The sequence below is a fragment of the Rickettsia endosymbiont of Polydrusus tereticollis genome, from assembly GCF_964026385.1.
Classification (GTDB): domain Bacteria; phylum Pseudomonadota; class Alphaproteobacteria; order Rickettsiales; family Rickettsiaceae; genus Rickettsia.
In genome coordinates, this window is the sequence record NZ_OZ032142.1 from 1,499,032 (window position 1) to 1,521,475 (window position 22,444).

The window sequence follows — 22,444 nt, forward strand, 5'->3', positions numbered from 1 at the left end:
TTCGCGGGAATGACATACATCACTTTTTTCGAGCCAGGCAACAACGCTTCGCCATAGTTAGAGTGACATCAAAACACCTTAAGAGCTTTATACTAATTTAGCACTTACGAAAACTTAACAAATATAGAGTTAACATTCTTTATTTTTTTGAGCTGTGTTTATATTTATAACAACGGCATCACCGGTTTCTGCTTTCTCGGAGCTTGAATAAAGACATGAAGGAACAAATTTTTTGGTATAAAGTAACTTTTCCAAAAAAGACGAATTAGAAGGCAAATCAACAGAAGTGTTGTTAACAAATCGTACAGCTCTTAATATTGAATTTTTTTCCTCTTCATCTACAATAAAAGCAAATTTTTGCGTGCTATACTTTTTGTTCAGTTTATTTGGATTTAACATATACCATGTGTTTTGCCGATCTGATTCAGGCAATCTGAGATAATCTTTAGGTAATAAAGCAAAAAAATCCGATTCTACTATTTCTTCTTTTACATATTCATAGAGCATTTTTACAGCACTAGCTGTTTTTATAAAATCTAACATAATAATTTTACCGCCAAGGAAATGATTTTTATTTACTGCCTGTTATTTTTATATCTTCACTCAGCGATCAGAACTATCACACAATCCGCTACCGGATATTTTTCTCTTTGAAGATGGATATTTCGAGAAAAATATCTTAGTAACATTCCATAATTATTTTTCCGTCAATAAAAAAAGCTATTAGATGCAAATTTACTAAAATATCTAACTTAAAATTATTATTATGCAATACACTTATATATTTATTTGCATAATTAACTAATTGGAAGTACTGAAGGCTTATACTGGCAGCTAATTCTATTAATTCATTGCCGGTTTTAGCTTCTTTTACTTTGCTAATAGCCTCTTCTATTCCTTGATCTTTTAAACTTCTAGACGTTTTATTCCTATATATTTGAAATTGAGTTTCTAAAAATTCTACAAAATTATCTTCCAGCATTTTAGGATCAATTTGCCAATAATAACCGTTTGAATCTTCCCTATAGCTATAGTAATCAATATTTACTTCTTCTCTTAATTTCGCAATAATTTTATCAATTGTTACGTCATAATCTACCAGCTGCTTTTTATAAACAATAATATTTTGTACTACCCCAGTAATTAAGTAAGCTCCCATAATATTTAACCTTTTTACAATTTACACGAATATATACTATAATTAATTCAATTACTAGTTAATTATTATATATTATATAAAAATAATACTAAATTCCAACAACGCCAAGCTTCAAGACAAGATGAATTTAAAGGCGAACCTGCACAGCGTAGATAAACTACGTGAGCACAGGCGAAACCTGAAAAATTCGCTTGTATCAAGCTTTATGAAATATGCTGTACATAATAGCAGCAGGATATGGCTTTATAGCAGACCATAAAAAAGAAAGGGGTTGGGTTTTTATTTGCATATAAGTTAAGATACTGTTAACAAAAAATAATTATTTTATAATGGATAAAATATCATTAAATATTTCCTTTATCTTATCTAAGCATATTGTATCAATATCTTGTAGTTTTATCTTTTTTAATCTATCCTCCGTAACCCATCTTCCATAAGAAAAACGCCATTTTTGTAAATTCAAACACGCAGTATAAAATAACAGTTCCTGCAAAGACAATTCTATATGTTTTTTAGGTCTTAGGACTAAAACCGCTCCATGACTTCTTGCTACAAATTTTTCAACTTGAATATTAGCATAACCAAAGGATGAAATAGAAATATTAAACACTTCAAAATACCTATCATTTTCGCTTGGCTCAATAAACATTTCAACCGCATTATTTAATGTTGTACTAGTAACAAACGGAATTGTGCCGCTTCCATAATCTTCAATATTCATCGATTTTGCGGAACAAATATCAAAAATCTCTGTTAAATCATTACATCTTATAGCTTTGGGTTTATTTTGTAATTTTTCTAAAATATTGTCATAAATAGACCTGTTGCCTCTTTTTAAGCAATATTGCACAATATCAATAATTATATTTCTTATAGATATATAAATCTCATTTTCCGAGTATTGTTTTTCGAGCAAATAATATTCAGGGGCACATTCTAGTTTGTTATCATATTCAATAGTGTTTATGCAATAGTTTTCATTATTTTGAATAGATATACCGTTTATATATGATAGAATTCCATCCTTAATGTTATTAATGGTTCCATGTTCGGTTTTAACCATTACTCCTTTCTTTTTTGTAAACCCATCATTTAAAACACCCCAAAAAATAGGCTTTTTTCTGTCTTGCGGTATACCTTTTTGTATTATAATCGCAGAGCTACAAACGCTAACAGGATAAAACAAGTCATCTGGAAGTTTGATAACGGCTTTTAAGGTGTTATTTTCTAACATTGACTTTCTCCATGTCAAACATTGAGGTGGTACCCTTTGTCTAGACAAATTTTTTAAATTTTAGAGGTGTAATTCTCCTGTATTAATGTATTGGTTTTTCAAAGTAAAGTTTGCATTTTCTATGTCATATAGCCTCTTGATAATTTTCTAGTTTTTCTGCAAAATGTATCATTTCAGGTGTCTTATATTCAAGCGATTGATGAGGTCTTTGCTTATTATAAAATTCTATATAATCTCTGATAGCTATCTTTGCTTCACGTACCGTTTCAAGATCAAAACGATAAATCTTCTCTTGTTTCAAAGATCGCCAAAAACGTTCAATAAATACATTATCTAAGGCTCTGCCTTTGCCGTCCATACTAATAGCTATGCCTTGTTGCTCAAGTATTTGAGTAAAATCTTTTGATGTAAATTGTACTCCTTGATCCGTATTAAAAATGTCAGGCTTGCCATGTATAGATATTGCTTCATTTAGAGCTTCAATACAAAAATCATTTTCTAAACTAATCGACACCCGCCAACTCAAAATATAACGACTATACCAATCCATTATAGCAACCAAATATACAAAACCTTGCTTTAATCTTATGTAAGTAATATCTGCACAGTAAACTTGATTGGAGCAAACCACCTCTATATTATTTAATAGATATGGGTATACTTTATGAGCCTGATTCCTACGGCTTAAATTAATCTTTGGGTATACTGCTTCAATACCAAGTATTTTATAATATTTTCTTATCATCTTACGACTAACATTTAACCCTTCGGATTTTAGGACATGAGACATTCTTCTAGTACCATAATAGGGATGCTCTGTAAAAATCTCATCAATTCTGTTCAGTACTCTATACTCCTTATCATCTAAGGTATTCCTAGCTCGGTAGTAGTAACTTGAGCGGTTTAAATCTAAAAGTTTGCATTGTCTTGCTATGGTTAAATTTGAAGCATAACTTATCATTTTTTTCCTAACCTCTAAATCCAAAGATACTAGATTTTTTTTTAAGCCAGTCTCTTTCAACTGTTAACTGGCCTATTTGCTCAAATAATGATTTAATTAAATCTTCTTGGCCGGTATCTTGTTGTTTAGATTTCGATTTAAATCCAGAAACCATAAAATCTAAAGCTTCTTTCTTCCATTTATAAATCTGATTAGCGTGAACACCATATTTGCTGGTAATTTGAGCTATAGTCATTTCTCCAGATATTGCTTCAATTGCTATTTTTGCTTTTTCTTCTGCACTATATTTTTTAACTTGTTTTTTCATTTTTTTTCATTTTTTGCTCCTTTTCCTAGGAGATATTATACCTACTTTTCTCTATTTTCTTGTCTAGTTTTTGGGTACCATTATACATTATAGTACTTGGAATAATAGCAAATAAATATCCGCCCTTTTCCATTTTGTTCAATGCGAAATCAATAAATTTGTATTCTTTTTCATCTCCTTTTTTAAGTGCAAATGGCGGATTCATTAGCACTTTTGAGACTTTTAAGTCTTTGAATTTATTTGTAGTAAAACAATTACCTTCCTCGAGATTTGCCCGTCCATCACCTCTAAAAATCATATTTACAAGTGCTAAAGCCACAACTTCCGGGTCTTGTTCTATACCATAAATACCGTTAATTTTAAAATTTTCTAACTCTTCTTGCCCTACTTCGTTTTTTACTTTATCAAAAGCAGAAACCAAAAAACCACCGGTCCCGCAAGCAGGGTCTAAAACCTTGTCTTTACTTGTAATATTCAAAACTTCAACCGCAAATTTTGTTATATGTCGCGGAGTTAGAACAATGCCTATTTCTTTTGAACCGTTTCCATATTTTAAAAATTGCTCGTAAAATCTTCCTAAAATATCCGTTCCCGAATTCATTGCAGAACGGATATTTATACTATCAAGCTCTTGCATTGTTTCAAGTAGTGCTTTTCTAAATTTAATATGATTATCCGGAGTAGGCGGCACGGAAATCTTAATACAGTCAATAAATTCCCGCTTATCTTTTTCAAATAAAACCTCTTCTGCTCTACTATTAAGCTCATTTATCATTGAAAAGCAGTTATTTTCACGAATTAATATAGCTATCTTTTAATAAAGCTAAAAGCATCGTTGCAACAACTCTTGCTCTATTGTTTTTATTTATTGAACCGTTATGTAATATCTCATTAATTTTGATTGCTTTTTGATAATAAACTTCATCAGGTATTTCATGATCCTTTATAAACAGATTATTTTTATCAATGATCTCCCTTGCAAGGGCTTTATCTAAAAAACCTGTTGTCTTTTTACCGTTTACTTCAATTTCAATCCATTCTCCATTATAAAAGTAGTAGTTTTTCACTATATAGCTATTATCATCATCGCCGACAACTGCACTAAAAAATGGAGCTAAAATCTTTGTTTTATTAAATAGTTTGCAGTAATCTTTACACTCTTTTATCGCTTGTTCCAATTGTTTATGTTGCGGTTTTGCTTCAATAACCCAAAAAATGTTTGTTTTTATAATAACAACATTTTCAGGCTTTACTGTTTGTAAATGCTCTTTTATGATCAAATTATTAAGACATTCACCTTGATTATAAACCTCGCCGTCTGCATACCGATTTGGATTTTTTACATTCCAACCTAACTCTTTTAATGAATTTTCAATAAAGACATAGGCTCTAACCCGGATATTGCATGAAGTGAGATTTAAAGTAAGAAATTGAGTAATTTATAATATTAGCAATGATACTTTTGTAAAAATTTTGCCAAAAAGTGCTTTGAAGCCGTTATTTTCAAATTTTAGATGTAATGCCCCTTACCCCATTTTTTCTAAGCACCGGGAACAGTGCTAATCTAGGTTATTCTAATGCTAATTTCTTCATCACATGATTCCATACCTGTCGGTAAGGATATGATGAAGATAACAAAAACTTAATACGCCTAGTATTACGGATAATTACTACCCCAATTTTTAATAATTTTAAACGTATTGTACCTATTTGTGCTTTTGCTAATGCACTACCTTGTAATAAATTACCTCTGATATATTCTACTAAAGTGTATGCAAGACCCGATAAAATCATTCTGAGCTGATTAGCCCACCATCTATGACAAGAAGTACGATCTGCAAATAATTCTAGTTGTTGCTCTTTTATACGGTTTTCCATATCACCACGACCACAGTAAACTTTGTCGTATAAATCTTCAGGTTTATCTGATAAATTAGTTACTATATACCTTGGATTTTCTCCAAGCATTGTCATTTCTGCCTTACCAATTATTCTACGTTCATGACTCCAACTACCAGCCTTATATGGAAACTCACTAAAAAGACGTTGCTTTTCTTGGGTTATAATAAATGCTGCTTTTGACTTCTCCATTGTAGGTTTCAGTAACTCATTTAGTCTGTTATTTTGGGGCATTCCTACAATATATTTTATATTATGAATATCACACCAATCAAACATCTGATGACGACAAAATCCACTATCACCACGAAAAATAATCTTTACCTCTGGCCAAGCTTGGCGAAAACGTTTTACTAACAATGATAATATTGCCCAAGAATGTTTTGCTTGATCCTGCTTTGACGTCCTAAGATAACTAACTAACAGATGCTTTCCACAAAAAACATACAAAGGTAAAAAGCAATTATGACCGTAATAACCATGATAAAACTTACCTTCCTGTTGCCCATGAATTTCATCATCCGTAGCATCAAAATCAAGTATTAGCTGCTTTGGTACTATTTTATGAGACTTAATAAATTTATCAAGCATTAGTTCATGCACTTTAATTGCAAAGTGTCTATCAGCATTGTTTTCTATACGACATAAGGTAGAACTACTTGCCATATCATCAATTGTTTCCATAGCTGTTTGCATAGCAGGACATTTTCGTAGATAATTGTGGTCATTTAAATCTTCATAACCTAATGCAATACCATAAATTCGTTGCCTCAGCATTGTTGCCATATTATGGGTAATTTTACTACCATCTCGTCTATCAGGAAATATTTTAGCAAGCTCCTCTGTTATACCAAGCCTTTTATCTGCTTCTCTTAATAACAACACACCTCCATCGCTACTAATATCACCTCCAGTGAAATTTATCTCTATTGTCCGATTTTTTACTTTGGAAAACTGGTAACTATATGCTATACAATTTGTCATGACAAAATCCTTTGTATTATTCTAATGAAATACCAGTATTATACAGCTTTACGAGGATTTTGTCTCCTATATCTCATGCAATATCCGGGTTAGAAATTTTTAATTCAGTCGCATTTTCTTTATCTATGGTATCTTGCGGGGTTTGCATTATTGTAAAGCTCGAACGAAAAGCGGCTACATCTTCTAAAAAGTCTTTAACTGCCATAGTAGCATGCCAAGAATTTTCAGCAAATAAAAAAGTTAGTGACATAATAAAAGCGATATCACCAATGCCAATTTCGCCTAGATTACGCAAATAAATTACATATACAAATACCCCTATCAAATATACCCAATACACCAAGGACAGTATTATAGAGATAATTAGATCATATTTATAATATTTAATCGCTAAAGGATTATGTACATTATTGTAGCAATCATTTATCTTATTTAATTCTCGCTTTTTTGCGGCAAATGAAAAAATAGTAAAGATGTTGCTAATACAATCAGCTACTATACCAAACAAATTATACCACGCATCTTGCCTAGCTTGTTCCATTTTAGCAAGTTTGGTAAAAAACCGCAATGCAAGCAGTAAATAAGTGGCGGTAAAGGCCATAATAACAGTAAATATTTTGATATTAATAAAAGCAAGTACAATACCGGAAAACAACGTAATAAGTAGAGGTTGGCTTAATTTATATTCAATTGCTTGGTGCATTTTATGATAATTATCACCTATGCCACGTATTCTTCCTACTATGGAGCCGGAAAGATTATTTTGAAAATAGATGTACGGCAAATTAAAACAGTGGCTACATATTTTATTCATCATACCTTGAAAAACATAAGGCATGGCTTTAAGTTGTGCAAAATTGTGAGCACGCCAAGCTCCATCAAGTATAACTTGTGCCATTATAAACCACGTTACCGGCTTATAACTTTGTGCAAATGTAATTTGCTCATTTTGAGTAAATAAATCAAGTAAAAGCTTTACGGCATAGTTATATATAATAGGATGAATGCTACCCGCAAACGGTGCAATCATCATAACAAGATATAGATATTTATACGGCTTTATAACAGACCATAAAAAAGGGATAGGCTGGATTTTTGCAAACTTACTCCGGGAAGTCATATAATATATTTGTTTAATAACTAACCATAATATATATTAAAGTTAAAATTTTAAATGATTTTATGAAAATACTTATGGCTATTACTGAAGGATTAGATGACTTAGCAAAAAATAATATACATGAACATAAAAATGTTTTTGATAGTTTAAAGACGAAAATCAATGAGCATAGTTGTTGCATGGCTTGAAAATTAATAAAAACTCCGTCATTGCGAAGCCACGAAGTGGCTGTGGCAATCTAGTTTTTACCATGCTGAACAAGTTTTGGCGTTGTTACGTGGCTCAAAAAAAGTGCTTGTATGTCATTCCCGCGAAAGCGGGAATCCAGAGAATATTTAAGCGAATTATATAGTAAATTTTTATATAATTTTGTTTATTTTAAGTGTTTTTTCTGGATTCCCGCTTTTGCGGGAATGACATACTACTACTTTTATAACGCTTTCAGTCGCTCGCAATGACGTTTGGGATATCCATGCAACAACGCCCCTTGCCGGCACAGATACAACGCCGGGGATTAAAAGTTGAATTGCAACTAACCCATTCTAATAAAAAGCTTTATCTTTAGAAAATTTTACCCTATTTTTATGTAAGGAGTTTTAAGCGTCAAGGCTTAAAAAAATTGGATTGCTTTGCAGAAAAGCAATGTCAAACAGGAATGGGAGCAAATGACGATATCGGTATCAGCAAAACAAGAACCTGAACCAAAAGGGGTTATACCGTTTGTAACGGAAGTGGCTCGTTACTTCATGGACTTCTTGGAAACCGATTTTCATAAAGTTAAAAACCCTAAACGTCATATCCAGCATCGCAACAGTAATAACCTGCAAGTTTGCATAAACCTTAACAAATACAAAAAATACACCTCACTAGTGTGGAAAGTCATTAGAAGCGGCTTTGAAGACGGCACTCTCAACGAGCTTAAGCGTGGTATACATACCACCGCTATTCCTCAATCTCTCCTGCAGCTAGTGCAAGACCAAATAGCTGCGATTAAGTCAGAAGAAGTTGAGACGGTTATAAAACTGTTCCACAATGAAATAGAGTTAGGGATATCCAAAAGCCCTAACGATACCACCGCCGCCGTAACCTTTGCACTTGACGGCATTGCCCGAGTCATTCGTGAAAACTTCCTTGCCTCTTTCGTGGAGAAAATTCGAGAGCCGTTAGATAAAATCCGCACGGCTACGATTGATTCCGTATATCAAATTGAGGAAGAATGCACTGACATTTTAATACACTCACTGGAAGATGCGGTGTCTTCGATCATCAACCAGATTAGCTTAGGAAAAGAGATCGAGACTGAGCAATCGCTAGAGCGGGTTTTTGAACTTAAGGACGTGCAAAATAAGTTAGAAAGCTTTTTTAAGGGTTTTGCCTCCGGCGACTTATTTTTTGAGGTTTCTGAACTGGTCAATAACAAGAGCCTTATGGAAAAGCAGGAATTTTACTTATATTTCTGTGATATCAGCTATAAAAATAAAACTTACCCGCTATTTTATATTCCCATTCAGATACAGAAAAGCACGGAATATTGTACCTTTAGTTTTGATTCTCTCTTATATGTGAACAAAAAAGCGGTGCAATTTATAGCACAGAATTACAACGCCGCAATTGACCGTAAAGGCTCTCTGGGTGCATTTGCTGAACGCATTATTTACCTTGCAGAAAAGCACCGATATCTGATGAAAGAAATTGACTTGGCACTTAACCCGGATATTGCATGAAGTGAGATTTAAAGTAAGAAATTGAGTAATTTATAATATTAGCAATGATACTTTTGTAAAAATTTTGCCAAAAAGTGCTTTGAAGCCGTTATTTTCAAATTTTAGATGTAATGCCCCTTACCCCATTTTTTCTAAGCACCGGGAACAGTGCTAATCTAGGTTATTCTAATGCTAATTTCTTCATCACATGATTCCATACCTGTCGGTAAGGATATGATGAAGATAACAAAAACTTAATACGCCTAGTATTACGGATAATTACTACCCCAATTTTTAATAATTTTAAACGTATTGTACCTATTTGTGCTTTTGCTAATGCACTACCTTGTAATAAATTACCTCTGATATATTCTACTAAAGTGTATGCAAGACCCGATAAAATCATTCTGAGCTGATTAGCCCACCATCTATGACAAGAAGTACGATCTGCAAATAATTCTAGTTGTTGCTCTTTTATACGGTTTTCCATATCACCACGACCACAGTAAACTTTGTCGTATAAATCTTCAGGTTTATCTGATAAATTAGTTACTATATACCTTGGATTTTCTCCAAGCATTGTCATTTCTGCCTTACCAATTATTCTACGTTCATGACTCCAACTACCAGCCTTATATGGAAACTCACTAAAAAGACGTTGCTTTTCTTGGGTTATAATAAATGCTGCTTTTGACTTCTCCATTGTAGGTTTCAGTAACTCATTTAGTCTGTTATTTTGGGGCATTCCTACAATATATTTTATATTATGAATATCACACCAATCAAACATCTGATGACGACAAAATCCACTATCACCACGAAAAATAATCTTTACCTCTGGCCAAGCTTGGCGAAAACGTTTTACTAACAATGATAATATTGCCCAAGAATGTTTTGCTTGATCCTGCTTTGACGTCCTAAGATAACTAACTAACAGATGCTTTCCACAAAAAACATACAAAGGTAAAAAGCAATTATGACCGTAATAACCATGATAAAACTTACCTTCCTGTTGCCCATGAATTTCATCATCCGTAGCATCAAAATCAAGTATTAGCTGCTTTGGTACTATTTTATGAGACTTAATAAATTTATCAAGCATTAGTTCATGCACTTTAATTGCAAAGTGTCTATCAGCATTGTTTTCTATACGACATAAGGTAGAACTACTTGCCATATCATCAATTGTTTCCATAGCTGTTTGCATAGCAGGACATTTTCGTAGATAATTGTGGTCATTTAAATCTTCATAACCTAATGCAATACCATAAATTCGTTGCCTCAGCATTGTTGCCATATTATGGGTAATTTTACTACCATCTCGTCTATCAGGAAATATTTTAGCAAGCTCCTCTGTTATACCAAGCCTTTTATCTGCTTCTCTTAATAACAACACACCTCCATCGCTACTAATATCACCTCCAGTGAAATTTATCTCTATTGTCCGATTTTTTACTTTGGAAAACTGGTAACTATATGCTATACAATTTGTCATGACAAAATCCTTTGTATTATTCTAATGAAATACCAGTATTATACAGCTTTACGAGGATTTTGTCTCCTATATCTCATGCAATATCCGGGCTAAATTCACTATCTCCTCTCTTTTGCTCTTGCTTTCTTGTATTCATAAAACTATCTAACGCAATTGATTAACAATATATCAAACATATTTGTATTATATTATATTGTTATACTTAAATAAAGTTGATTATATTGTTTTGTTTCATAAAATTTTAATAGCAGCAGGGTAAGTAAATAATAATAGATGGAATAGATTTAAACCGAAATGCACTATCATAGAACATAATATTTTACCGATTTTATAATAGGCATAACCGTAGAAGAAACCGCATATACTGCTTAAGGCGATATATATTAAACCACCTTGAAAATGAGCAAACCCAAATATTAAAGTTGTTATAATAATAGCTAATATTTGTTGTTTCTTTAGAAGATTCTGTAATGTTCTCTGGAGAAAACCACGAAAAATTATTTCTTCTCTCATACAAACAAAAAAGAAATTATTAATTGCCCAAATCGGTAATATATCAGGTAATTTAGGATCAAATAATATATAACTGCTTATAAAAGCCGGCGTTAGGATTACTATAATACATAATAATAAAGAGGTAATTGTATATTTTATATATGCCGATTTATTATTTTTTTCTAAAATATATAAATCACTTATACAATAAATTATTAAAGCCGCCATAACTTTATCAAAATTCAAATACATCGAAAATGGCGTCGATAATTCTGATAATTTCATCGATTTAATAGAAGGAAAAGAAACCGATAATAGTTATTACATCTTGATATAAAGCGAGGAAATTAGTAAGGATTGTAATAGGTCAATTACTACAACTCATGCCAATAATTGCCTGCAGACATTTGAGCGGGTTACTATATAAGGATTGCAAAACATATATTTTATAGTGTCATTAAGGCACAAAAGCTAATTAGTTATTTTTTCTAAAACTATCTTATTATCAAAACCCCCATTAACTTTCTTTTTTTGTTTTTTAATTTTTAATATATCTTTTAGTTTATAGTCATTAATATTACAGATTGTTTCAAGTACTTCTAATATGTCAGCAACTTCTTCCATATACTCATCTTGTAAAAATTCTTCTACCTCTTCTAGCAATTTATTTTTTAATAATGCTTTATACTCATATGATTCAGCAATATGAGTAACCGGCATTCTGCCTGATTTTAAGATAATTTCTGGAATTAAATCTCTAACTAGCTTTGTCATTTTATTGTGCAATTAATAAATGTTTTTTTAGTTTTTAAGATATAATATATTGCTTAGCATAAAAAAATAGTAAAAAAGAAAGAAATGAAGAATTTAATACCGAATATGCAAGAATTATAAATAATTTAGTAAAAGGTTTTATTTCAAAATTTTGCAATAATGGAAAAATAAATTGGAAGTTGTTGGTTGAATACAACTCAAAAAATAAATAAATTAAAGAAATTTACTTTTTATATAAAAACAAAGTTCTGCGTCTTATCTTTTGAACTGTTTTGGTGGGTTTGTTAGAATATACTGCTACTAGTAAAGTAATTAAAAAAATTTGTATTGCAAGCTTGGCAGCGACTTACTCTCCCATGCCTTATGACATAGTACCATTAGCGCAATGAGGTTTCACGTTCGAGTTCGGGATGGGATCGTGTGTTTCACTCATGCTATAACCACCAAGCCAGCAATACAAACTTTTTAAATTTTGTATTGAGGGACTGTTGTTGATAAAGCTGAAAAATTACCTATATAAAGAACTACTTAAAATTAGTTTTTAGTAATTTCATCATTATTGCTTTTACTTTCTAATGACTTGTTAAGTGCATTAAAAATTTAGCTATAACTTACTAAAAATAGTAATTTTGAGCAGTATCTTAAAAAATTTATTTGTGAGATCGTTACCGTATCATACAGAATTAACACTGTATACAAGTGTAATCTCAGCAAAGTAAATCAATCGAGCTATTAGTATCAGTTAGCTACATGCGTTACCGCACTTCCACACCTGACCTATCAACGTGGTGGTCTTCCACGGCTCTAATAGGGAAGTCTAGTTTTGAGGTGGGTTTCCTGCTTAGATGCATTCAGCGGTTATCCCTTCCGTACTTAGCTACCCAGCTATGCCATTGGCATGACAACTGGTCCACCAGGGGTACGTCCACCTCGGTCCTCTCGTACTAAAGGCAGATCCTCTCAAACTTCCTACACCCACGGCAGATAGGGACCGAACTGTCTCACGACGTTCTAAACCCAGCTCACGTACCACTTTAATCGGCGAACAGCCGAACCCTTGGGACCTTCTCCAGCCCCAGGATGTGATGAGCCGACATCGAGGTGCCAAACGATTTCGTCGCTATGGACGCTTGGAAATCATCAGCCTGTTATCCCCGGAGTACCTTTTATTCGTTGAGCGATGGCCCTTCCACGCGGGACCACCGGATCACTATGACCGACTTTCGTCTCTGCTCGTCTTGTCAGACTCGCAGTCAGGCTAGCTTATGCCATTGCACTCTAAAAGTTGATTTCCGACCAACCTGAGCTAACCATCGCGCGCCTCCGTTACTCTTTGGGAGGCGACCGCCCCAGTCAAACTACCCACCATGCATTGTCTCGGATCCTGATTCAAGGATCGCGGTTAGATGTCAAGAACCAAAAGGGTGGTATCTCAAGGATGACTCCACAAAGGCTAGCGCCTTCGCTTCATAGTCTCCCACCTATCCTGCACATCTGATTCCTAACACCAGTGCAAAGCTATAGTAAAGGTTCACGGGGTCTTTCCGTCTGACCGCGGGAACTCCGCATCTTCACGGAGAATTCAATTTCGCTGAGTCGATACTGGAGACAGTGGGGAAATCGTTACGCCATTCGTGCGGGTCGGAACTTACCCGACAAGGAATTTCGCTACCTTAGGACCGTCATAGTTACGGCCGCCGTTCACTGGGACTTCAATTCAGAGCTTGCACCCCTCCTCTTAATCTTCCAGCACTGGGCAGGCGTCAGGCCCTATACGTCGTCTATTGACTTTGCAGAGCCCTGTGTTTTTAATAAACAGTCGCTACCCCCTAGTTTGTGTCACCTACAAATGGTTGCCCATCTATAGGTCATCTTTCTCCCGAAGTTACAGATGCAATTTGCCTAGTTCCTTCAGCATCGTTCTCTCAAGCGCCTTGGTATACTCTACCTGTCCACCTGTGTCGGTTTGGGGTACGGTCTATACGAGGGTGTTATTTCCTGGAAAATATTCGCTGCACAAACAATCCAATAAGTCTGCACAACTTTCTATTTTCGTCACATCCCTCAGGTTCAGGAATATTAACCTGATTCCCATCGATTACGCCTTTCAGCCTCACCTTAGGGGCCGACTAAACCTGCGCAGATTAACTTTACGCAGGAACCCTTGGACTTTCGGCGAGAATGTTTCTCACATTCTTTATCGCTACTTATGTCAGCATTCTCACTTCCGATACCTCCAGCAAACCTTACGGTTCACCTTCACAGGCTTACGGAACGCTCCGCTACCACTCACGCTTAGCGTGAATCCGCATCTTCGGTACATGACTTGAGCCCCGTTACATTGTTGGCGCAAGAAAACTTATTTAGACTAGTGAGCTGTTACGCTTTCTTTAAATGATGGCTGCTTCTAAGCCAACATCCTAGTTGTTTTGGTCTTCTCACATCCTTTCACACTTAGTCATGATTTAGGGACCTTAGATGGCGGTCTGGGCTTTTTCCCTCTCGACTATGGACCTTAGCACCCATAGTCTGTCTGCCACGCTGTACTCATCGACATTCGGAGTTTGATTGAGTTTGGTAAGTCTGTAGGACCCCCTAGCTCATTCAGTGCTCTACCTTCGATGGTAATGCTATGACGCTCTACCTAAATAGATTTCGCGGAGAACCAGCTATATCCGAGTTTGATTGGCCTTTCACCCCTAACCACAGCTCATCCCCTACTTTTTCAACAGTAGTGGGTTCGGCCCTTCAGCGGATTTTACTCCACCTTCAGCCTGGCCATGGCTAGATCACCCGGTTTCGGGTCTAATTCATCTAACTAAAAACGCCCTATTCAGACTCGCTTTCGCTACGCCTACACCTAATGGCTTAAGCTTGCTAGATAAACTAAGTCGCTGACCCATTATACAAAAGGTACGCCGTCACAAGACATATAAATACGCTTGCTCCGACTGCTTGTAAGCATTTGGTTTCAGATACTATTTCACTCCCCTTGTCGGGGTACTTTTCACCTTTCCCTCACGGTACTTGTTCACTATCGGTCACTAGAGAGTACTTAGGCTTAGAGGGTGGTCCCCCTATGTTCAAACAGGATTTCACGTGTCCCGCCTTACTCAAGGACTTCAAACTTTTTACCTATACGGGACTATCACCCTCTATGGTCAACCTTTCCATGTTGTTTTAGTTATTTTTTTGAAGCCGCTGGCCTGGTCCGCGTTCGCTCGTCACTACTAACGGAGTCTCGGTTGATGTCCTTTCCTCCGGCTACTTAGATATTTCAGTTCACCGGGTTTGCTTCATATAGCTATGTATTCACTATACAATACCTACTAAGTAGGTGGGTTGCCCCATTCGGAAATCTTCGGATCAAAGCTTATTCGCAGCTCCCCGAAGCTTATCGCAGCGTATTACGTCCTTCATCGCCTTCTAGTGCCAAGGCATTCACCAAATGCTCTTATTTATTTACTTTATTAAAACTTGAGATTACACGATGTATACAGAACTAATTCTATATTCAGTATCTACTCACGATATAAATTTTTATTAATCGCGGTGTGTATTTAGTTTTTTCAGCTTTATCAACTTTTTAAACAGCTAGCAAAGTTTTTGCAAACCTTGTGTGAAGTTTTTATATCCATTATTCCCTGCTATGTCAAACACTATTTTTAAAATAATTTATAAAAATAAGAAATATTACGCTTAACATGAGATTTAAGGTAAAAATAGACAAATACGGTGTCATACTGTGCTTGTACCTGCGTTGTTGCGTGGGTCAGAAATTAATAAAAATTCGTCATGGCGAGACGCCTCTAGCGTTGTTGCATGGGTCGATAAAAGTAGCAGTATGTCATTCCCGCGAAAGCGGGAATCCAAAAAAAATACTTAAAATAGACAAAATTATATAAAAATTTACTATATAATTCGCTTAAATATTCTTTGGATTCCCGCTTTCGCGGGAATGACATCAAAAATTTGAGCCACTCAACAACGCTAATGCCTTTTCACAATGGCACATAGATATTTCATGATAATATACATAAACAAAAAGGCTCTCTTTTTGCAAAGAGAGCCTTTCCGCTAAACTACCAAAGATATACTTTGAAAAGTCTATAAATCGATAATTAGAAGTTTACGCGAACTTTTAATGTACCTGTATGAGCAACATACTTACTAGCTAGATTTGCATCATAACCAATTCCATACTCCATTTGTGGACCAGGTCTTGCGGCTACGCTTAAACCTAAATTATAAGATGTTTTAGCACTTTTATCAGGTAAACCGGTCATAAAATCTACTTGCCCGTCTAATTTAGATTGGGTTTTAGCATACTTACCGCTTACTTTGTGGGTAACAAAAGCATGTGCTTCCGGATAGAAAGCGAAGCCGCTTAAGTTCATAACATCACCAAGAACTTTAGCACCGACAATTATGTCGGTTTTATCGCTAAATTTGCTAGCTACTTGCTTGTTCAGGAATGTTGTACCGGTTTCCTTATAGCTTTCATCACCTGACTTTAAGTAACTAATTCCGACCATTGGAGTCAATAATACACCATCCATTAACTTAGCATCATAACCAAGCATTACATTTCCACCAAAGGTCATATTATCATAATTGCTAGTCGCAGTTTCTGCAATTTTTTGACCGTTAGTAGTATCCGCCATATAACGTTGGCTCTTGGTTTTGATTTGACTTAAATTAAATGTCGCACCACCTTGTACAAAGAAGTTATCAACAAGCTGCTGAGCTCCGTATAAAGAAACTAAGAAACCGTTAACTGTACTCTTATCACCTGATTTATAGTTTTTATACTTAATTTTAGTTTGATTAATACCAATAGCAGCACCAACCATTAAGTTGTCATTAGCCATAGTATCGAAACCGAAGATACCGCCGGTAGTTTTAGCGTTGTAACCAGGAGTACCCTTTATACCTTTCTGAGTCGCATCAGTATAGACAGGTTTTAGCCAAGCACCGTAACTAACGTTATCATCAGCATCATCAGCAGCTCCGACCACTCCACCTTCAGGTCTTGCAAGTACGCCTTCAGGAGCTCCGACAGGTAATTGTGCATATCTAGCAACTTCTACTCTATTTCCGATAATAGATGAAAAATGTTCGGTTGTATTATCTATTACATTGTCAATTAAAGCATCAACATCGGTTACAACAGCTACTATAGCCTGAGTTAGATCCGCTGAGGATGCAAAGTTACCAAAGTTAGTAATGGTAGCAGACGCATTACCTGTATTCTTTATATTTGTTAGTGTTGCAATATTATCATCTAAACCAGGAATATTAACCGGATTCTTAGTAAACGCATTAGCGATTACTGCATTCCTGTTATCTGAAGGTTGTACGACATAATCAGTACCAGACTTAACTAGGTTCCATTTTATAAATTGCTGATTAGAAGTAACAATAGTATCAGCATTAACTAAATTAAGTGGCTGACCATTTGAGGTAAGGTTAGCTCCACCAGTGATGAATGGGTATATACTACTAGCATTATTTATGGTTACATTTATATCTCCTTGATTATCAACAATTAAAGTTCTTATTGTTCCGGCTGCTGTAACTGATCCACCGTCTTTGATAACGATATTACCAAGAGTTCCATTAGGGAAACCAGCTGAACTAGCATTAGTGAAAGTGGTAGTAATGGTAGTATCTTCAGCCCATGTAGATACACCGCCAGCAAATGTTAAAACGTTAGTATTTAAATTAATATTACCGTTAATGGCTGAGGCACCGCTAAGAGTTGAGTTACTAACAACTGCTATATCATAATTATTAAAGTTGATATTTTGTGAGTATATAGCTCCTTGTAAACCTGCGTTAGAACCATCTGGACCAGTAAATTCTACTAGTGCCAAAGATGTTCCTGATACACCAAGATTACCGACTTGAGCACTTCCTTCGAAAGTTGCAGTACCATTATTAGCTACCAACGCCTTAACTGTACTTGTCGATAATAAATTTGTTCCATTTTTGAATACTAACTTACTACCAACACCTGTAACACTTCCAAGTTGAATGCCGGCGTCAATTATACCTCCTGATGTATGAATTGTATTATCATCAACTTGAAGAGTATTTCCTGATACGTAAGTATCACCAAAGTTTGTAGTATTCTTAGACACAATTACAGTCTTTAATTTTTGACCAGGAAGCCCTAATCCGTACACTTGACCGCCATTAGCAGCATTAAGAGTTACAGTACCTTGACCATTATTTACTGGAGCAATTCCTCCAAAGAAATTAGTTCCTTCATTAACGGTAAAAGCTATATCACCGCCAAGTCCAATGCTTACAATATTATTTGCATCACCCACCGCTTGACCGGCATCAATAGAGTCACCTCCTGCAAGCGAAGTCACCACTACAGGAGCGTTCCCAATTCCACCAGCTGCACTTGTAATTGTTACGCCTTGAATTTTATCTGTTGCAGCTAAGGATAAAGCTACTCTAGGACTATTTTTTCCAAAAGCTATGTTCTTAGCACCAAATGCTTTTGTTAAAGTAACATTATCTGAACCGGAAACTTTTATTGTTGATATGGCATTTCCTGCATTTGTAGGATTCAGTATAATAGGAGTAGTATTAACAAACTCTACTGTTCCTTGATCGGCTGCAGCACCACCAATAGAATCTGCTTGATAAGCTCCACCGATCTGCAAGGTAGAAGTAGCATCAATTGTAGTAGCACCGGCAAAAAATACAGAATTTTTGAACTGAACTGTAGTACCATTTGTGATCGCAACAGCGTTAAGTTTACTAGCTGAAGTACCAACTTGTCCACTGACAATACTTGTTCCGCCGCCATTAAATTCAAAAGAACCTTTATTAGCAGTTTTAGCAGTAATGTTAGCCGCATATAAGCTAATATCTTTGCCAACTATTAACGTGTCGTCAAATCCTGATATAAAAGCTATTGCTTTTAAAGGAGCGGCAGCACTACCTAAATTTGTTCCTTCTACTAAAGTTGTATTACTAGCAGCGTTAGCACTAATTCCAGGAGCAACATTTATTGTACCTTGACCGGTTATTTTAGAAATTTTATAAGTATTGTGATCTAATTGTACTGAAGCATTATCTCCCATATCTAAAGTATTAATATATGCATCACCTGCATTTAATATAACTTTACTTTGGCCGACTAATAATGAATTGAGAGATCTATCAGCAGCACCAATTGTACCGCTAATAGTTAAAGTTTGCTTGTCTGTTAAAGTGCTTGCGTCAATAGCACCGTTATTTCCCGCAACTGCTAAAGCTATATTTGCTTTAATTTGTAACGCTGGACTTACTGAATCATTTAAAGTAAGTATATCTCCACCGGCAAAATTAATATTACCAGCATCTACAAATATAGTATTTCCACCAAATACTATATTATTACCGGCAAGATTAATAGCGTTTATTGCCTTATTATTAGTGGTATTACCGATATTACCGTTGATTGTTACAATACCCGCATTTCCACCAACTTTAACAAGGGTAATTACACCATTATTTGTTACGCCTGTAGTAATTGCAGCATTAACTGTAGTATCTGCTTCTAGTGCAAGAGTATTGCTTTTTCCACCAACAGCAGTTAATTGAAGAGTAGTAGCATCAATACTATTACCGGTCTTTAAGGTCGTGATTGTAGGATCAGTATGTTTAGTATTAAGTATAGAAACAACGTTCAAAGGATTATTTGCAGTCCCGATAGTACTATAAATATTGTAATTACCGTCTAATACTAAAGTACCGTTACCGTTACCGCCAGCTTTAGCTATAGTTGTAATAGCTTTAACATACAAATCTGTAGCAGCAGCATTAGCAGCACCGGGATTTGTTAGGGTTAATTGAGTATTACCGGTAAAATTGATTGCAGCTAAACTCTTATCCTTAGCACCGATAGTACCTGTAATGCTATGATTTGCACCGTCTACTATAATCGAACCACTATTATTGTTCGCAGATATATTGACTATGTTACCTGTAACAGTTTGAGCAACTGTGGAAAGCTTCATTTCGGAAGTAGCATCAGTTAATTTAATATTAGTAGCTTTAACAACGGCATTTGTACCACCTTTAAATTCTACAGTTCCTGCACCGATATTAATAGTATTTAATGCGTTACCATTACCAATACCGTTAGTAACAGTTGAAGCACCTTCAAACGCTAATGTACCGGTCCCTGCATTTTGACCAGCAACATCAGTAGCAATTAAATTTTTACCAGCACCAATTGTTAAAGAACCACCAGCATTAGCAGCAGCACCTTTTAATGCTACAGTGTCTGAAAGAACCAAACCATTATTACCGTTAATTGTTACCGACTTCCCGTCTTCTACTATAAGGTTCTTTACTTTAGTAGCAGCACCATTAGAGAATTCACCACCAAGTACTACACCGGTTGCGTTAATTGTTAAAGTACCGTTATTACCTGCTGTACTTAAAAAATCAACATTAGAATTAAAGTTGTCAGTAGTAATTGAAACGTTAGCACCTGTATTGCCAAAATCAATAGTTGATAGACCAACATAACTACCAACTTCATTAGCTACAGCAAAACCACCGGCAACAACACCATTTAATCCTAATACAATGTTAGCAGCACCATTAGTTGCCACAATCTTTAATGTTTTTCCTCCAACAACACCAGCGACACCTACAGTATTATTGCCTACATTAACTGTTACGTTAGCTATTGCGGCGGTGTTAAAAGTAACCGTTTTATCGGCATCAGCGGTAATTACTTGGTTAACTTGGGTAGCTATAACGGAATCACCGTCTCCAACGACTGCAGCCTCAGCCCAGTTAGCAGCTGTTGCAAAAGCTGCAGGAGTAGCATTAGCATTTTTAGTACCAGCACCGAATGCTGTGCTGCCGGTGCCGACGATTGCAGCAGCGGCAAAAGCTATGGTAGACGCCGTCGTTATTTTTTTTAAAAAACTTGGTTTTTGAGCCATATTTTTTTCCTATTTTAAGTTTAAAAATTTTAGTATAAACATTGAAATACACTTTAAGTAGTATATCTTAATTTATTGCTGTAATAATCATTGTTTACTGATGATTACAGCAAATACTTAAAGCCTATATCAAAGGTCTCTAAACACCTCGGTCAGTATAATATAAAAACTGTGCAATTACAAGAACCACGTTAAGTTTTTTTATATAGTTTTAGCCACCGCGATATTTTTACCACAAGAAAAGATTATTTTATTGTTCTCCGGCTCGAATTTTTGGTGTCATTCCCACGAAGGCGGGAATCCAGGAAAAACACTTAAAATAAGCAAAATTATATAAAAATTTACTATATAATTCGTTTAAATATTCTCTGGATTCCCGCTTTTGCGGGAAGGCATTGTTGCGTGGATACCCTAAACGTCATTGCGAGCGACTGAAAGGAGCGTGGCAATCTAGAAAATAAAAAATCTCATAGCATTTTTAGCTATTTTTTACTGGATTGCCACGTCGATGCTACGCATCTCCTCGCAATGACGAGGTAAAATCGATCCACGCAACAATGCCTCGCGGGAATGACACCAAAAACTCTATCCACATAACGCACCATAGCAATTTACCGTTCTTCAAACGCTAATTCTTTCGGACGGCTTTCCCATCTTAATATTTCATCGATTTTGTTATGCCAAATTCGCATAATTTCTTCCTCATAGGCAACAATTTCCTCTTCAGACCAGCTGAATTTGTGAAACATCTCATTTGCTACCTGAAGCACCTTACTATTATTTTTATTAAAAACTTCTGCTAAATGCTTATCTTGTTCTTGCTTATAATTTAAATGTGCAGCTCTACCGAGCTCAGCCACTTTATGCATCTCATGACTACGCACTTGGATTTCAGCATTACGTCTAGAATGAAGGAATTCCACTATCGCATGGATAGATTGGTAACCATTATCTTTAGGTTTATCAATATAATCTTTGATATGTTTTAAACTAAAACGGTAAAAATCATTAATTATATCGAGAGACGTATAGCATTCGGCTTTACAACCGACAATAACCCTGAAAGCAATAAGGTCGCTCAATTTGTCAATAGTAATTTCTTTCCTTTTCATCTTTTTTAAAATAGAATAAGGATCTTTTAGCCTTGCATATATTTCAGCACCTACTCCGCCTTTATGCAGCATATTTTGAAGTAGGTTAATAGTTTCGTGAATCAAGTACTCCTCCTATTAAAACTAAATATGAGATTAATCCAAAATATAAGTTATTGTCGTGAGTGTTTATTTTTAAAAATCATTTTATTAGCAACTTTAATTTAAAGTATTAGCTATTTAAATTATTGCACGCTTT

At 35.1% G+C, this 22,444-nt stretch carries 14 protein-coding genes, 2 rRNA genes and 2 pseudogenes; 2 read left to right on the top strand and 16 right to left on the bottom strand.

What is annotated here, in order from left to right:
- Positions 1-129 precede the first annotated feature (129 nt).
- Positions 130-543 (bottom strand): hypothetical protein, encoded by a 414-nt coding sequence (locus tag AAGD48_RS07325; protein ID WP_341789568.1) that lies wholly within the window; start codon positions 541-543, stop codon positions 130-132.
- A gap of 136 nt (positions 544-679) precedes the next feature.
- A complete protein-coding gene (locus tag AAGD48_RS07330) occupies positions 680-1,159 on the bottom strand; it encodes a hypothetical protein (protein WP_341789569.1) in 480 nt (159 codons plus the stop codon).
- Between the two features lie 69 nt (positions 1,160-1,228).
- Between AAGD48_RS07330 and AAGD48_RS07335 the strand changes: the two are divergent.
- Positions 1,229-1,379 (top strand): annotated as a pseudogene (locus AAGD48_RS07335) (palindromic element RPE3 domain-containing protein); the annotation flags it as partial.
- Positions 1,380-1,478: 99 nt separating this feature from the next.
- On the opposite strand, the gene AAGD48_RS07340 reads toward AAGD48_RS07335, so the two are convergent.
- The 7 genes from AAGD48_RS07340 to AAGD48_RS07370 all read right to left on the bottom strand — a co-directional run bounded on the left by AAGD48_RS07340 (position 1,479) and on the right by AAGD48_RS07370 (position 7,577).
- Positions 1,479-2,393, bottom strand: a complete 915-nt coding sequence (locus AAGD48_RS07340; protein WP_341789571.1) for a restriction endonuclease subunit S — start codon at positions 2,391-2,393, stop codon at positions 1,479-1,481.
- 124 nt (positions 2,394-2,517) lie between these two features.
- Positions 2,518-3,354 carry an IS3 family transposase gene (locus AAGD48_RS07345; RefSeq protein ID WP_341789572.1) on the bottom strand — a complete coding sequence of 279 codons (837 nt, stop codon included), beginning with the start codon at positions 3,352-3,354 and terminating at the stop codon, positions 2,518-2,520.
- 7 nt (positions 3,355-3,361) lie between these two features.
- Positions 3,362-3,661: a transposase gene (locus tag AAGD48_RS07350; RefSeq protein WP_045812944.1), complete on the bottom strand. Its 300-nt coding sequence runs from the start codon at positions 3,659-3,661 to the stop codon at positions 3,362-3,364.
- Between the two features lie 25 nt (positions 3,662-3,686).
- Positions 3,687-4,436: a class I SAM-dependent DNA methyltransferase gene (locus tag AAGD48_RS07355; RefSeq protein WP_341789573.1), complete on the bottom strand. Its 750-nt coding sequence runs from the start codon at positions 4,434-4,436 to the stop codon at positions 3,687-3,689.
- 16 nt (positions 4,437-4,452) lie between these two features.
- Positions 4,453-4,941 carry a hypothetical protein gene (locus AAGD48_RS07360; RefSeq protein WP_341789574.1) on the bottom strand — a complete coding sequence of 163 codons (489 nt, stop codon included), beginning with the start codon at positions 4,939-4,941 and terminating at the stop codon, positions 4,453-4,455.
- Between the two features lie 289 nt (positions 4,942-5,230).
- Entirely contained in the window at positions 5,231-6,544 is a 1,314-nt protein-coding gene (locus tag AAGD48_RS07365; RefSeq protein WP_341789277.1) for an IS1380 family transposase, read from the bottom strand.
- A 73-nt stretch (positions 6,545-6,617) separates the two neighbouring features.
- Complete coding sequence (locus AAGD48_RS07370; protein ID WP_341789575.1) at positions 6,618-7,577, bottom strand: ABC transporter transmembrane domain-containing protein; 960 nt, start codon at positions 7,575-7,577, stop codon at positions 6,618-6,620.
- Between the two features lie 752 nt (positions 7,578-8,329).
- Between AAGD48_RS07370 and AAGD48_RS07375 the strand changes: the two genes are divergently transcribed.
- The gene (locus tag AAGD48_RS07375; protein WP_341789576.1) at positions 8,330-9,388 is read left to right on the top strand and encodes a hypothetical protein; all 1,059 of its coding nucleotides are present in this window, start codon (positions 8,330-8,332) and stop codon (positions 9,386-9,388) included.
- Between the two features lie 160 nt (positions 9,389-9,548).
- Here the strand turns inward: AAGD48_RS07375 and AAGD48_RS07380 are convergent, their stop codons facing one another.
- The 7 genes and pseudogenes from AAGD48_RS07380 to AAGD48_RS07410 form a co-directional block, all read right to left on the bottom strand.
- Positions 9,549-10,862: an IS1380 family transposase gene (locus tag AAGD48_RS07380; RefSeq protein ID WP_341789277.1), complete on the bottom strand. Its 1,314-nt coding sequence runs from the start codon at positions 10,860-10,862 to the stop codon at positions 9,549-9,551.
- 231 nt (positions 10,863-11,093) lie between these two features.
- On the bottom strand, positions 11,094-11,642 hold the full coding sequence (locus AAGD48_RS07385; RefSeq protein ID WP_341789577.1) for a CPBP family intramembrane glutamic endopeptidase: 549 nt from the start codon (positions 11,640-11,642) through the stop codon (positions 11,094-11,096).
- A gap of 186 nt (positions 11,643-11,828) precedes the next feature.
- Positions 11,829-12,131 carry a hypothetical protein gene (locus tag AAGD48_RS07390; protein ID WP_341790814.1) on the bottom strand — a complete coding sequence of 101 codons (303 nt, stop codon included), beginning with the start codon at positions 12,129-12,131 and terminating at the stop codon, positions 11,829-11,831.
- 333 nt (positions 12,132-12,464) lie between these two features.
- A 5S ribosomal RNA gene (rrf, locus tag AAGD48_RS07395) occupies positions 12,465-12,579 on the bottom strand.
- 263 nt (positions 12,580-12,842) lie between these two features.
- Positions 12,843-15,599, bottom strand: a 23S ribosomal RNA gene (locus tag AAGD48_RS07400).
- 653 nt (positions 15,600-16,252) lie between these two features.
- A pseudogene (locus tag AAGD48_RS07405) lies at positions 16,253-19,849 on the bottom strand (autotransporter outer membrane beta-barrel domain-containing protein); the annotation flags it as partial.
- Between the two features lie 1,856 nt (positions 19,850-21,705).
- A complete protein-coding gene (locus AAGD48_RS07410; RefSeq protein ID WP_341789579.1) occupies positions 21,706-22,311 on the bottom strand; it encodes a bifunctional (p)ppGpp synthetase/guanosine-3',5'-bis(diphosphate) 3'-pyrophosphohydrolase in 606 nt (201 codons plus the stop codon).
- Positions 22,312-22,444 lie beyond the last annotated feature (133 nt).

Excerpts from the sequence above, each read along its gene's own strand:
- AAGD48_RS07380 (WP_341789277.1), bottom strand. The coding sequence starts at position 10,862 with ATGACAAATTGTATAGCATATAGTTACCAGTTTTCCAAAGTAAAAAAT.
- AAGD48_RS07355 (WP_341789573.1), bottom strand. The coding sequence starts at position 4,436 with ATGATAAATGAGCTTAATAGTAGAGCAGAAGAGGTTTTATTTGAAAAA.
- AAGD48_RS07330 (WP_341789569.1), bottom strand. The coding sequence starts at position 1,159 with ATGGGAGCTTACTTAATTACTGGGGTAGTACAAAATATTATTGTTTAT.
- AAGD48_RS07350 (WP_045812944.1), bottom strand. The coding sequence starts at position 3,661 with ATGAAAAAACAAGTTAAAAAATATAGTGCAGAAGAAAAAGCAAAAATA.
- AAGD48_RS07345 (WP_341789572.1), bottom strand. The coding sequence starts at position 3,354 with ATGATAAGTTATGCTTCAAATTTAACCATAGCAAGACAATGCAAACTT.
- AAGD48_RS07390 (WP_341790814.1), bottom strand. The coding sequence starts at position 12,131 with ATGACAAAGCTAGTTAGAGATTTAATTCCAGAAATTATCTTAAAATCA.
- AAGD48_RS07365 (WP_341789277.1), bottom strand. The coding sequence starts at position 6,544 with ATGACAAATTGTATAGCATATAGTTACCAGTTTTCCAAAGTAAAAAAT.
- AAGD48_RS07340 (WP_341789571.1), bottom strand. The coding sequence starts at position 2,393 with ATGTTAGAAAATAACACCTTAAAAGCCGTTATCAAACTTCCAGATGAC.
- AAGD48_RS07325 (WP_341789568.1), bottom strand. The coding sequence starts at position 543 with ATGTTAGATTTTATAAAAACAGCTAGTGCTGTAAAAATGCTCTATGAA.
- AAGD48_RS07385 (WP_341789577.1), bottom strand. The coding sequence starts at position 11,642 with ATGAAATTATCAGAATTATCGACGCCATTTTCGATGTATTTGAATTTT.
- AAGD48_RS07370 (WP_341789575.1), bottom strand. The coding sequence starts at position 7,577 with ATGATGATTGCACCGTTTGCGGGTAGCATTCATCCTATTATATATAAC.
- AAGD48_RS07375 (WP_341789576.1), top strand. The coding sequence starts at position 8,330 with ATGACGATATCGGTATCAGCAAAACAAGAACCTGAACCAAAAGGGGTT.